Consider the following 12365-nt stretch of genomic DNA (forward strand, 5'->3'; position numbering starts at 1 on the left):
CACTCGCCAGGCTCCCCCTGGCCGCACCGCACGCGCCCCCGATACCCCAGAGCAGGATGCGCCATGAACGACCCGGTACTGGTAATCAACTGCGGCTCCTCGTCGATCAAGTATGCCCTCGTTCCCGCGGCTCCCGACCAGCCTCGCCTGGCCGGCCTGGCCGAGCGGCTGGGCGGTGTGGATGCGCGCCTCACGGGGGTCGACGGCAGCGGTGGTGAGTTCTCATGCCCCCTGCACGGCGCCGACCACGCCGAGGCGATGGCGGCCATCCTCGAGCGCCTCGAAGGGCAGCATCCCGTGGCGGTGGGGCATCGGATCGTCCATGGCGGTGAGCGCTTCACCCGTGCCGCCCGCATCGATGCCGGCGTGCGGCGCGCGATCGAGGCCACCGTGGCCCTGGCCCCGCTGCACAACCCGGCCAACCTGGCAGGGGTCAAGGCGACCCTGGCACTCTTCCCCGACCTTCCCCAGGTGGCGGTCTTCGATACCGCCTTTCACCAGACCCTGCCCCCTCGCGCCTATCGCTATGCGCTGCCGGAAGGGCTCTATCGCAACCACGGCATCCGCCGCTACGGCTTCCATGGCAGCAGCCACGCCCACGTGAGTACCCGGCTCGATGCGCTCGGCGGGCGTCCCCACGGCGGCTGGCTCATCGCCCACCTGGGCAACGGCTGCTCCTCCTGCGCGGTCTGGCAGGGGCAGAGCGTCGATACCAGCATGGGGCTGACGCCCCTGGAGGGGCTGGTGATGGGCACCCGCAGCGGCGACGTGGACCCAGGCCTGCATGCCCACCTGGCCCGGCATCTGGGCTGGTCGATCGAGCGTATCGACACGCTGCTCAACAAGGAGAGCGGCCTGCTGGGGCTCTCCGGCCTCTCCAACGACATGCGCCGCCTCGAGCAGGCCGCCGCCGAGCACCATGCGGGCGCCGAGCTGGCCATCGAGGTGTTCTGCTACCGCATCGCCAAGTCGCTGGCCGCCCTCTCTTGTGCCCTGCCCCGCCTGGATGGCATCGCCTTCACCGGGGGCATCGGCGAGAATGCCAGCGCCGTGCGCGCGCGAGTGGTCGAGCAACTGCCCCACTTCGGCCTGCGTCTGGCCGCCGAGGCCAACGCTTCCACCGTGGGCGGCCGCGAGGGGCGCATCGACCTCGACGCAGGCGGTCCCCAGCTGTGGGTCATCCCCACCGACGAGGAGGGGCGCATCGCCGAGGAAACCCGCCAGCTGCTGCAGGAGCGCCAGCATGACGCCACTTGATCACCGTTCCGAGCCCCGCAACCTGCTGCTGGTCCCCACCGACAGCGGCGTGGGCCTGACCTCGGCCTGCCTCGGCCTGATCCGCGCCCTGGACACCCTCGGCCTCAAGGCCGGCTTTCTCAAGCCCTTCCGCCAGGACGAGCTGAACGGCAACGGGCCGGACCGCTCCTGCGCCCTGGCGGCCAGCACCCTGGGCCTGGCGCCTCCTGCGCCACTCCCCCAGGCCCGGCTGGAGCGCTTGCTGCGCGAGGACCGCAGCGACGAGCTGATGGAGGAGGCCGTGGAGCGCCATGCCCGGGTCGCCTCCCCGGACGCCGGCGAGGCCCCCGAGCTGGTGGTGATCGAGGGACTCGCGCCCAGCCCGCACAGCAGCTACGCCACCCGGCTCAATGCCCAGCTGGCCCATGCCCTCAATGCGCGCACCATCCTGGTGGCCGATGGTGACCTCGGCGCCCCCCAGGACCTGGCGGAACGGCTCGACATGCATGCCCAGGCCTTCGATGGCGTGGAGTCGCCGCGCACCCTGGGCTGCATCCTGATGCGGCTGCGCCCGCTGCCCGACGAGGATGGCCCCACACCGCTGGCGGCCCCCGAACTCACCGCCCGGCGTGACGAGGAGCTGGTCGCCCGCCTGCGCCGCTACCTGCCGGCCCTGGGCGGCGAGCGCTTCCAGCTGATCGGCGCCGTGCCCTGGCATGCGGCCCTCTCCGCACCGCGGGTGCTGGACGTCGCCCGGGCGCTGGAGGCGCGCTTCCTGCACGAGGGCGAGGCCGCCAGCCGGCGCGTACTGGGCACCAGCCTTTGCGCGCGCAGCGCCGCCCATGCCCTGCACGTGTTCCGCCCCGGGCGCCTGCTGGTCACCCCCGGCGACCGCGACGACATCCTGCTCGCCGCGGCACTCTCGACCATGAACGGCGTGCCCCTGGCGGGCATCCTGCTGACCCATGACGAGCTGCCGGATGAGGCCATGATCGAGTTCTGCCGCCCCGCGCTGCGCAGCGGGCTGCCGGTGATGGCGGTGGACTCCGACAGTTTCGCCACGGCCCAGCGCCTCGACCGCATGGCCAACGACATCCCCATCGATGACCCGGAGCGGGCCGAGCAGGTGACCCGCTTCGTCGCCGGCCACCTCGACCTGGCGTGGCTCAAGGAGAACCTCAGCCGCGGCTATCCGAGTCGACTCTCCCCTGCCGCCTTCCGCCACCAGCTGGTCAAGCTGGCCCAGCAGGCCAGCAGGCGCATCGTGCTGCCCGAGGGCAGCGAGCCGCGCACCGTGGAAGCCGCGGTGATCTGCCAACAGCGCGGCATCGCCCGCTGCGTGCTGCTGGCCAGGCGCGAGGAGGTCGAGGAGGTGGTCCGCCAGCGTGGCATCGAGCTGCCCGAGGGGCTCGAGATCCTCGATCCCGCCGGCATCCGCCGGGACTACGTGGCGCCGATGGTCGAACGACGCCCCGACAGACTCAACGCACTGACGGCCGCGGACCAGCTCCAGGACAACGTGGTGCTCGGCACCATGATGCTGGCCGAGGGCGAGGTGGACGGCCTCGTCTCCGGAGCCATCCACACCACCGCCAACACCGTGCGTCCGGCCTTCCAGCTGATCCGGACGGCGCCCGGCTACCGGCAGGTGTCGTCGATCTTCTTCATGCTGCTGCCCGAGCAGGTGGTGGTCTATGGCGACTGCGCCGTGAATCCCGACCCCGACGCCGAGGCCCTGGCCGAGATCGCCATCCAGAGCGCCCGCTCCGCCGCGGCCTTCGGCATCGAACCCCGGGTGGCGATGATCAGCTACTCCACCGGCGAGTCAGGCAGCGGCGCCGACGTGGAGAAGGTGCGACAGGCCACCCGCATCGCCCGGGAGCGCGAGCCCACGCTGTGCATCGACGGCCCCCTGCAGTACGACGCCGCCGCCATCGAGAGCGTCGGCCGCCAGAAGGCCCCCGACTCCCCGGTGGCGGGTCGCGCCACGGTGTTCGTCTTCCCCGACCTCAACACCGGCAACACCACCTACAAGGCGGTCCAGCGCAGCGCCGGGGTGGTCAGCGTCGGCCCCATGCTGCAGGGCCTCAACAAGCCGGTGAACGACCTCTCCCGAGGCGCGCTGGTCGACGACATCGTCTATACCATCGCCCTGACCGCCATCCAGGCCGTCCTGGGCAGCTGATCGTTCTCGCTGACGGCAGCGCCAGTCTCACTCGACGCTGCCCTTGAGTCGCTCGCTGCGCCGACGCAGCAGCTCCATGGTCACCAGCAGCAGGGTCGAGAGCAGGATCAGGATGGTGGCCATGGCGGCGATGGCCGGGCTGATGTTCTCGCGGATTCCCGAGAACATCTGGATCGGCAGGGTGCGCTCGGTGGGGCTGGCGATGAACAGCGCCACCACCACCTCGTCGAAGGAGGTGGCGAAGGCGAACAGCCCTCCCGACACCACCCCGGGCAGGATCTGCGGCAGCACCACGGTGAAGAAGACACGCATGGGACTGGCGCCCAGGCTCGCCCCGGCGCGCACCTGGTTGAAGTCGAACCCTTGCAGGGTCGCGTTGACCGTGATCACCACGAAGGGCACGCCGAGCACCGTGTGGGCCAGCACCAGGCCCGCATAGGAATTGAGCAGCCCGACCTGGGCGAAGAAGAAGTACATGCCCACGGCAACGATCACCAGCGGCACCACCATGGGCGATATCAGCAGCGCCAGGATCATGCCCTTGCCGGGAAAGTCGGCGCGGTTGAGCCCCACCGCGGCCAGGGTGCCGAGCGCCATCGCCAGCAGGGTGGCGAGTGGCGCCACGATCAGGCTGTTCTTCAGCGCCGCCAGCCAGGGACCGGAGGGATCGAAGATCTCGCTGTACCAGCGCAGCGAGAACCCCGGCAGCGGGTAGGTCAGGAAGGAGCCACTGCTGAACGACAGCGGGATGATCACCAGTACCGGGGTGATCAGGAACAGCAGCACCAGGCCGCAAAGGGTCCGGAATACCCAGAACCAGAGCTTCTCCACCGGCGAGGCGTAGGGGGGCAGTGCCATGCGTCGTTCTCCTCCCGGTCTCAGCGCCGGATCAGCTGCCTGCGGTTCACCAGGCGGTGGTAGACCAGGTAGAGCAGCAGGGTGACCATCAGCAGGATGCTGCCCAGGGCCGCGGCCATGCCCCAGTTGTTAGTGGTGTTGGTGTAGTAGGCCACGTAGTAGCTCACCATCTGGTCGGCGGGGCCGCCCACCAGGGCCGGGGTGATGTAGTAGCCCAGTGCCATGATGAACACCAGGATGGTCCCCGCCGCCACCCCGGAGACGGTCTGAGGCACATAGACCTGCCAGAAGGCGGCAAACGGGTGCGCACCGAGCGATACCGCCGCGCGCTGGTAACTGGGCGAGATGCCTTTCATCACGCTGTAGAGGGGCAGCACCATGAAGGGCAGCAGGATATGCACCATGGCGAAGAACACCCCGATACGATTGAACACCAGCTGCAGGGGCGACTCGATGAGCCCCAGCGCCATCATCGACTGGTTGGCCAGTCCGTTGGACTGCAGCAGGATGATCCAGGCCGCGGTGCGCACCAGCAACGAGGTCCAGAACGGCAGCAGCACCAGGATCATCAGCAGGTTGCTGGTCCTTGCCGGCAGCGTGGCCAGCAGGTAGGCCAGCGGAAAGCCCAGCGCCAGGCAGATCAGGGTCACGCCGCCGGCGATCACCATGGTGCGCTGGAACACGGCCTGATAGAGGCGGTCCTGCTGGTCGACGCGCTGCACCTCACCGTCCGCGCCACGCTCGAGGTCAAGCGAGGCGAGCAGATAGCGGTCGGTTCGCGGGGGTGCCGCCGCCTGGATGCCTTGCCAGGTCGCCGTCTCGCCCCAGGCCGGGTCGATGTCGATCAGGGTATCCCGCCAGTTGTCGCTTGCCGATGGCAACCCCATCAGGGTGCGCATCAGCAAGCCACGATACTGCGGATCCTCGTAGTTCAGGCGCCGGCCGACGCTACCCAGTCCCCCGCCGCGGCGGGAGTCACGCAGCTCGTCAGCAAAGACCGCGAAGGTCGCCTCGCCGGGCAGGCCCTCGCCGTCCCACTGCTGCAGTGACGAAGCGGTCTGCGGCATGACCTGTCGCAGGCTGCCGTTGTCGATACTGTTGAGCAGCATGCTGCCGATGGGCACCACGAAGACCACGACCAGAAACAGCGCCAGTGGCGCGACCAGGCCGACCGCCTTGACCTTGCGCAGGCGCTCGGCGCGTCGCAGTCGCGACTTGAGGTTGCCCTGCTCCGGCGCGGCGGCGCCATCGAGTGTGGTGGAAGCCATGACGTCCCTCAGCGTTAGGATTCGGGTCGGACGGACCGGACGGTCGGGTGGCGGCCGGGAGCGCCACCCGACCGTCGGTTACTGCGCTGCCCAGGCGTTGAAGCGCTGCTCGAGCTCTTCGCCGTAGCTGACCCAGAACGCCGTGTCCATGGCCAGGGCACCGTCGAGGTTCTCCTCGTGGGTCGGCATGCGGCGCGCCTGCTCATCGTCGAGTTCCTTGATGGCATCGGGATGGACCGGGCCGTAGGGGATCTCGCTGGAATAGACCGCCTGGTTCTCGGGCTGGCTGGCAAACTCGATGAACTGGTAGGCCTCGTCGACGTAGTCGCTACCGGCGACGATGGCCCAGTAGTCAAGGTCATAGATGCTGCCGTCCCAGACGATCTCCAGGGCATTGCCCTCTTCCTGGGCGGCGGCGATGCGGCCGTTGTAGGACGAGGTCATGACCACGTCACCGGCCACCAGCCACTGGGGCGGCTGGGCACCGGCCTCCCACCACTGGATGTGATCCTTGATCTCGTCGAGCTTGGCGAAGGCGCGATCCACGCCCTCGTCGGTGGCCAGCACCTCATAGACCTCGCTGGCCGGCACGCCATCCGCCAGCAGGGCGAATTCCAGGGTGTATTTGGCGCCACGCCGCAACCCGCGCCTGCCGGGGAAGTCCTCGACGTTCCAGAAGTCCTCCCAGGAGCTCGGCGCGGTGTCCAGCTCATCGGCGTTGTAGGCCAGCACGGTGGACCAGACGAAGGTGCCCACCCCGCAGTCGTTGTAGGCAGAGTCGATGAGGGCGTCACCCAGGCCGAGGCGTTCCCAGTCGATGGGCTCGAACAGCCCCTCGAAGCAGCCCCGCACCAGCTCAGGGGACTCCATCTCCACCAGGTCCCAGCTGACGTTGCCGGTCTCGACCATGGCGCGGATGCGCGACAGCTCGCCGTTGTAATCCCCGGGCGTCAGGTCGACCCCGGTGCTCTCCTGGAAGGGGCCGTAGTAGGCCTTCCCCATGGCCTCGCCGGAGGCACCGCCGAAGGAGATCACGGTGAGCGCCTGGGCCCCGGTCGACATGGCCAGGCCGGCGCTGAACAGGCCGCCCAGCGCCACGCCACGGGCCAGGCGTTTCAGGGACTGTGAAGAATGGGTCATGTCACTGGTCATCTTGTTCTCCCGGTCGCAAGCGACCTTTCGATTGTTGTTGAGGGCCCAGCACTTGCTGCTGAGGGTCTAGCGATAGACCTGCCCGGGTGGACGGGCAGGCAGGCTCCGGGCCGGCGAGCCGGCTCAGGGCGCATCCAGGGCGCGGACGTCCTCGTCGCGCCAGCCGAGCTCGACGGTGTCGCCCGGCTTCAGCTGGTGATCGAAGGCATCGACCGGTACCCGTGCCACGAAGTCGTCGTTGCCGGGCAGGGCGCAGCGCACGCGCAGGTGGTCGCCGAGGTAGATGAACTCGTGGACCCGCGCCGAGAGCCGGTTGGGCAGGTCGTGCGCCGCACCGTCGAGCTTGACACGCTCGGGACGGATCGACAGATGGGTGACATCGCCCACCGCCAGGGAGGGACCGAGCACGGCGCCGGTGCTCATCCCCTCGCCGAAGCGCGCACGGCACCTCTCGCCCTCCACCGACTCGACGCGGCCGGCGAGGGTGTTGTTCTCGCCGATGAACTGGGCGACGAAGGCATTGGCGGGGTATTCGTAGAGATTGCTGGGGGTATCGATCTGCTGGATCACCCCGTCGTTGAAGACGGCCACGCGATCCGACATGGTCAGCGCCTCGCCCTGGTCGTGTGTCACGAAGACCACGGTCAGGCCCAGCTGCTGGTGGAGATGCTTGATCTCAAGCTGCATCTGCTCGCGCAGCTGCTTGTCGAGCGCCCCGAGGGGCTCGTCCATGAGCACCAGCTGCGGCTCGAAGACCAGCGAGCGGGCCAGCGCCACGCGCTGCTGCTGGCCACCGGACAGCTGTCCCGGTCGCCGCCGGGCAAACTCGCGCAGCTGGATCATGTCCAGGATCTCCGACACCTTGCGGTCCGCCTCGGCGGCGGGAAGACGACGCGTCTTGAGCGGGTAGCGGATGTTCTCCTCCACCGTCATGTGGGGGAAGAGCGCATAGTTCTGGAACACCATGCCGAAGTTGCGCTTGTGGGGCGGCACGCTGTTGAGGCGCTGCCGGCCGAGGAAGATGTCGCCCCCGGTGGGATTCTCGAAGCCTGCCAGCATCATCAGGCAGGTCGTCTTGCCCGATCCCGAGGGCCCCAGCAGGGTCACGAACTCGCCCTCGGCGATGGTCAGGTTGAGGTCCTTGACCACCAGGGACTCGCCATCGTAGGTCTTCTGCACGCCGGCGAAGCGGATCAGCGGAGCCTGCGCATCGTTATCGTTGTCGGGCATGGGGGCTCCCGGCTAAAAATCATGACGTTTGCTGAAAATATCCAAATTTCAAGCTAGGCGCGTACCTCCCCGACGTCAAGCCCCTCCATCACGCTATATAAACGCTCCGCCACGAGACGACCGGCAGACCGGGCACCGGCCCCTGGCGGGACGGCAGATTGCTGGCCGAGGCTCATCAATGGGAATATGCTTGAGTTACCTGCTGCCTTCGCCCCGGAAGGCCCGAATCAACACGGAGAACGAAATGGCCGGCTTGCTACCCGATGTCGACCCGGATGGACTGCTCGAGTACTCGGTCGTCTACACCGACCGCGCACTGAACCACATGTCGAAGAGCTTCCAGGGCGTGATGCGCGACGTCTCATCCACCTTGAAGGAAGTATACAACGCCCATTCGACGGTGATCGTTCCCGGCAGCGGGACCTTCGGCATGGAGGCCGTGGCCCGCCAGTTCGCCAAGGAGCGTCGCTGCCTGGTGATCCGCAACGGCTGGTTCAGCTATCGCTGGAGCCAGATCCTCGAGATGGGCCAGATCCCCGCCGAGGTCAACGTCCTCAAGGCGCGTCGCCTCGACGAGGATGACCCCACCTCGCCCTTCGCCCCGCCTCCCATCGAGGACGTGATCGAGTCGATCCATGACCAGCAGCCCGATATCGTCTTCGCCCCCCACGTGGAGACCGCCTCGGGCATGCTGCTGCCCGACGACTACCTGCGTCAGATCGCCGACGCCATCCACGAGCAGGGCGGGCTCTTCGTGCTCGACTGCATCGCCTCCGGCACCCTGTGGGTCGACATGCAGGACATCGGCGTCGACGTGCTGGTCAGTGCTCCGCAGAAGGGCTGGAGCGCCAGCCCCTGTTGCGGGATGGTGATGCTCTCCCGCCAGGCCCGGGAGATCATCGAGGAGACCACCAGCACCAGCTTCGCCTGCGACCTGAAGAAGTGGCTGACCATCATGGAAACCTACGAGGGCGGTGGCCACGCCTATCACGCCACCCTGCCCACCGACGGCCTGCGCCAGCTGCGCGACGTGATGCGCGAGACCCAGCAGTACGGCTTCGACAAGGTGCGTGACGAGCAGTGGGAGGTCGGGCGCCGGGTCCGCGGCATGCTCGCCGAGCACGGCTTTCGCAGTGTGGCCGCTCCCGGCTTCGAGGCGCCCGGCGTGGTGGTCTGCTACACCGCGGACGAGGGTATCGTCGGCAAGTTCCTGGCGGCCGGTGTCCAGGTGGCGGCAGGGGTCCCGCTGATGTGCGACGAGGGTAACGACTATCGCGCCTTCCGCATCGGCCTGTTCGGCCTCGACAAGCTCCACCATCCGGAGCGTACCCTCGAGAGCCTGGAGGCGGCCCTGGCCAAGGTGCAGGGCGCCGACGACTGAGTCGCCAGCCCGCCCCTTCAGGGCGCGGGCTTCACGCCTGATCATTACTGGCCATCAAAGCTGGTCATCAAGGAAAGCGGGGCGGCCATCTAGCCGCCCCGCTGTCGCGTGCGCCGGGACGCCGCGGCTTCAGTAGCCGCCCATGCCCCGGGGCATGAAGCCCAGGTTATTCTCCACCTCCGTCACGCCGTCGATGTTCTCCGCCGCCACCTGCACGGCCTGGCGCTGCTCCTTGCTGTCCACCAGCCCCCAGAGCTGCACCTTGCCGTCGGCCACGATGATGTTGAGCCGGTCGACCATGACCCCGGTGTTCTGGTCGACCTCCTTGAGGATGGCGTCACGGATCGCCCGGTCGTCACCGCCCGCGGCAGGCTGGCGACTCACCGAGAAGCCGCGCAGCAGGTTGGAACGGCTGACGATGCCCACCAGCCTGCCATCCCGCACCACCGGCACCCGCTTGATGCGGCGCTTCTCGAGCAGCGAGGCGATGTGGTGAAGCGGCTCGTCCTCGGCGATGGTGAGCGGATGCGGCGTCATGATCTCGCTGGCCTTGCGGCCGTGGCTCTTGACGTAGTCCACGGCATTGCCGCCGCCACTGAAGAGCTTCAGCCACCAGGACTTGTGCTGGTCGGTGTCGTTCTCGACCCGGCGCATCAGGTCCCCCTCGCTGACGATGCCGAGCACCTTGTCGTCGGCATCCACCACCGGCACGGCGCTGATGCCGTGTTCCAGCAGCAGGCTGGCGATCTCGCTGACTTCGCTGTCGGGGCTGACGGTGATCACGTTGGGGGTCATGACATCTGCGGCTTGCATGGGATGCGGTCTCCAGACGATAAGCAGGCGTTATTGTGTGTCTCGTGCTTTACAAGTTAGCAACCCTTTCTCCGTCCTGCCTTGATTCCGGACAGGTTTCGGCGGTGCGCGTCATGCCGGCTCACCCTCCGCGGCGAGCGTGCCGTCGGTGATCACCTCGTCGACCTCCTCGAGCCCGGCGAAGCGCGCCGGGCGAATCACCCCCAGCTTGCTCTCGTCCACCACCAGCAGGCGATGCGCCGCCGTGGCGATCGCCGCCTGCTTGGGGGCCACCTCGTGGAAGTGGAAGCAGCTCAGTCCCTTCTGCCGGTGCACGCCCGCCGCGGAGAGGAACGCCTTGTTGATGCCGAGCCGCCGGATGGCATCGCCCATCCCCTCGCTGGCGAAGGAGCGCGACGAGCCATGGTAGACCCCGCCCAGCAGGATCAGGCGGACCCCGGGCAGCGCGCTCACCGCATCGGCCACGTTCAGCGCATAGGTCACCACGGTCAGCGACTGGTCGGCCGGCAACCCGGCTGCCAGCGGCACCAGCGTCGTGCCGCAGTCGATGAACAGGGTGTCACCGGGCTCGATGCGGCGGGCCGCCCGCTCGCAGAGCCGGCGCTTGGCCTCGGCATGGCGATCCTGCTGGGCCGCCAGGTCGTAGACCGGTGCATAGCGCGGGTCGTCGCTGCGCACCAGGTGCCCCCCCATCAGCCGCAGCACGCCCTCTCCGGCGACCAGGTCGCGGCGAATGGTCATCTCCGAGACCCCGCACAGCGCCGCGGCATCCTGCAGGCGCAGGCTCCCGCCACGGGCCAGGGCATCACTCAGCCGGGCGAGACGCCGGGCAGTGCGTTCGTTCATCTCCTGCAGCGCTCCTGACGGCCAGATGGTGGAATTATGTTAGAAAAATAACACTAGATGTTATAGATTTCACCTTACACTCATCCAGATGCCTGCCGCCCCAGGCCGCCCAGTCAGATAGGTGCCCCATGACCCTCCTAATGAGCCTGGTGGGGATGGTGACCCTCGTGGCCATCGCCCTCATCTTCTCCTACGACCGCAAGGCGATCCGCCTGAGGACCGTGGTCGGTGCCTTCGCCATCCAGGCCGGCATCGGCGCCTTCGTGCTCTACGTGCCCTTCGGCCAGAAGGTACTCAAGACCATCTCCGACGGCGTGAGCCAGGTAGTGCTCTACGCCAACGACGGCATCGGCTTCGTTTTCGGCGGCCTGGCCGAGGTGGACAGCGCCGGCTTCATCTTCGCCATCAAGGTGCTGCCGGTGATCATCTTCTTCTCCTCGCTGATCGCCGTGCTCTACTACCTGGGGATCATGCAGTGGGTGATCCGCATCCTCGGGGGCGCCCTGCAGAAGGCGCTGGGCACCTCACGCACCGAGTCGCTCTCCGCCACCGCCAACATCTTCGTCGGCCAGACCGAGGCACCGCTGGTGGTGCGCCCCTTCATCGCCCGCATGACGCCCTCGCAGCTCTTCGCGGTGATGTGCGGCGGGCTGGCCTCGGTGGCAGGCTCGGTGCTGGCTGGCTACGCCGCCATGGGGGTGCCCATGGAGTACCTGGTGGCCGCCTCCTTCATGGCCGCGCCGGGCGGGCTGCTGTTCGCCAAGCTGATCATGCCCGAGACCCGCGAGCCCGAGGACAGCGTCTCGAAGATCGAGGAGGAGCGCGAGGAGGACGCCGACAAGCCCAGCAACGTCATCGATGCCGCCGCCGCCGGGGCCTCCTCGGGACTGATGCTGGCGGCCAACATCGGCGCCATGCTGCTCGCCTTTATCGGCCTGATCGCGCTGATCAACGGCATGCTGGGGGGCATCGGCGGCTGGTTCGGCCTCGAGCAGCTGAGCCTGGAGTGGCTGCTCGGCTGGCTCTTCGCGCCCCTTGCCTTCCTGCTGGGCGTGCCCTGGGAGGAGGCGACCCTGGCAGGCTCCTTCATCGGCCAGAAGATCGTGGTCAACGAGTTCGTGGCCTTCATCAATCTCGGCCCCTACCTGAGCGGCGAGGAGATGGTGGCCGCCACCGGCCAGGCGATGACGCCCCATACCATGGCGATCCTGTCGTTTGCCCTGTGCGGCTTCGCCAACTTATCCTCCATTGCCATCCTGCTCGGGGGGCTGGGCAGCATCGCCCCGAGCCGCCGCCACGAGATCGCCCGCTTCGGCCTCAAGGCGGTGCTGGCCGGCACCCTCTCCAACCTGATGTCGGCCTCCATCGCCGGTTTCTTCCTGGCCCTGGCCTAGAC

The 12365-nt window shown here is 68.1% G+C and carries 10 protein-coding genes; 4 read left to right on the forward strand and 6 right to left on the reverse strand.

Annotation, left to right across the window (positions count from 1 at the left end; all coding sequences use genetic code 11):
- Positions 1–63: 63 nt before the first annotated feature.
- A complete protein-coding gene (locus tag DFP85_RS05540; RefSeq protein WP_133635310.1) occupies positions 64–1257 on the forward strand; it encodes an acetate/propionate family kinase in 1194 nt (397 codons plus the stop codon).
- Positions 1244–3421: a phosphate acetyltransferase gene (gene pta / locus DFP85_RS05545; RefSeq protein WP_133635311.1), complete on the forward strand. Its 2178-nt coding sequence runs from the start codon at positions 1244–1246 to the stop codon at positions 3419–3421. The genes DFP85_RS05540 and pta overlap by 14 nt, the downstream gene beginning before the upstream one ends.
- A gap of 27 nt (positions 3422–3448) precedes the next feature.
- Here the strand turns inward: pta and DFP85_RS05550 are convergent, their stop codons facing one another.
- From DFP85_RS05550 to DFP85_RS05565, 4 genes are all read right to left on the reverse strand, one after another.
- A complete protein-coding gene (locus DFP85_RS05550; protein WP_133635312.1) occupies positions 3449–4279 on the reverse strand; it encodes an ABC transporter permease in 831 nt (276 codons plus the stop codon).
- A gap of 20 nt (positions 4280–4299) precedes the next feature.
- A complete protein-coding gene (locus DFP85_RS05555) occupies positions 4300–5547 on the reverse strand; it encodes an ABC transporter permease (protein WP_133635313.1) in 1248 nt (415 codons plus the stop codon).
- A gap of 78 nt (positions 5548–5625) precedes the next feature.
- Complete coding sequence (locus DFP85_RS05560; protein ID WP_133635314.1) at positions 5626–6687, reverse strand: ABC transporter substrate-binding protein; 1062 nt, start codon at positions 6685–6687, stop codon at positions 5626–5628.
- A 135-nt stretch (positions 6688–6822) separates the two neighbouring features.
- Positions 6823–7929, reverse strand: coding sequence for an ABC transporter ATP-binding protein (locus DFP85_RS05565; protein ID WP_133635315.1), 1107 nt, complete (start codon positions 7927–7929; stop codon positions 6823–6825).
- Positions 7930–8173: 244 nt separating this feature from the next.
- On the opposite strand from DFP85_RS05565, the gene DFP85_RS05570 reads away from it, so the two are divergent.
- The gene (locus DFP85_RS05570; protein WP_133635316.1) at positions 8174–9310 is read left to right on the forward strand and encodes an aminotransferase class V-fold PLP-dependent enzyme; all 1137 of its coding nucleotides are present in this window, start codon (positions 8174–8176) and stop codon (positions 9308–9310) included.
- Positions 9311–9439: 129 nt separating this feature from the next.
- Here DFP85_RS05570 and DFP85_RS05575 read toward each other — a convergent pair whose 3' ends face one another.
- Positions 9440–10123: a CBS domain-containing protein gene (locus DFP85_RS05575; protein ID WP_133635317.1), complete on the reverse strand. Its 684-nt coding sequence runs from the start codon at positions 10121–10123 to the stop codon at positions 9440–9442.
- Positions 10124–10234: 111 nt separating this feature from the next.
- Positions 10235–10969: a DeoR/GlpR family DNA-binding transcription regulator gene (locus tag DFP85_RS05580; protein ID WP_133635318.1), complete on the reverse strand. Its 735-nt coding sequence runs from the start codon at positions 10967–10969 to the stop codon at positions 10235–10237.
- Positions 10970–11097: 128 nt separating this feature from the next.
- Between DFP85_RS05580 and DFP85_RS05585 the strand changes: the two genes are divergently transcribed.
- Complete coding sequence (locus DFP85_RS05585; protein WP_133635319.1) at positions 11098–12363, forward strand: NupC/NupG family nucleoside CNT transporter; 1266 nt, start codon at positions 11098–11100, stop codon at positions 12361–12363.
- Positions 12364–12365: the final 2 nt, after the last annotated feature.

It is taken from the genome of Halomonas ventosae (genome assembly GCF_004363555.1).
Taxonomy (GTDB): Bacteria; Pseudomonadota; Gammaproteobacteria; order Pseudomonadales; family Halomonadaceae; genus Halomonas; species Halomonas ventosae.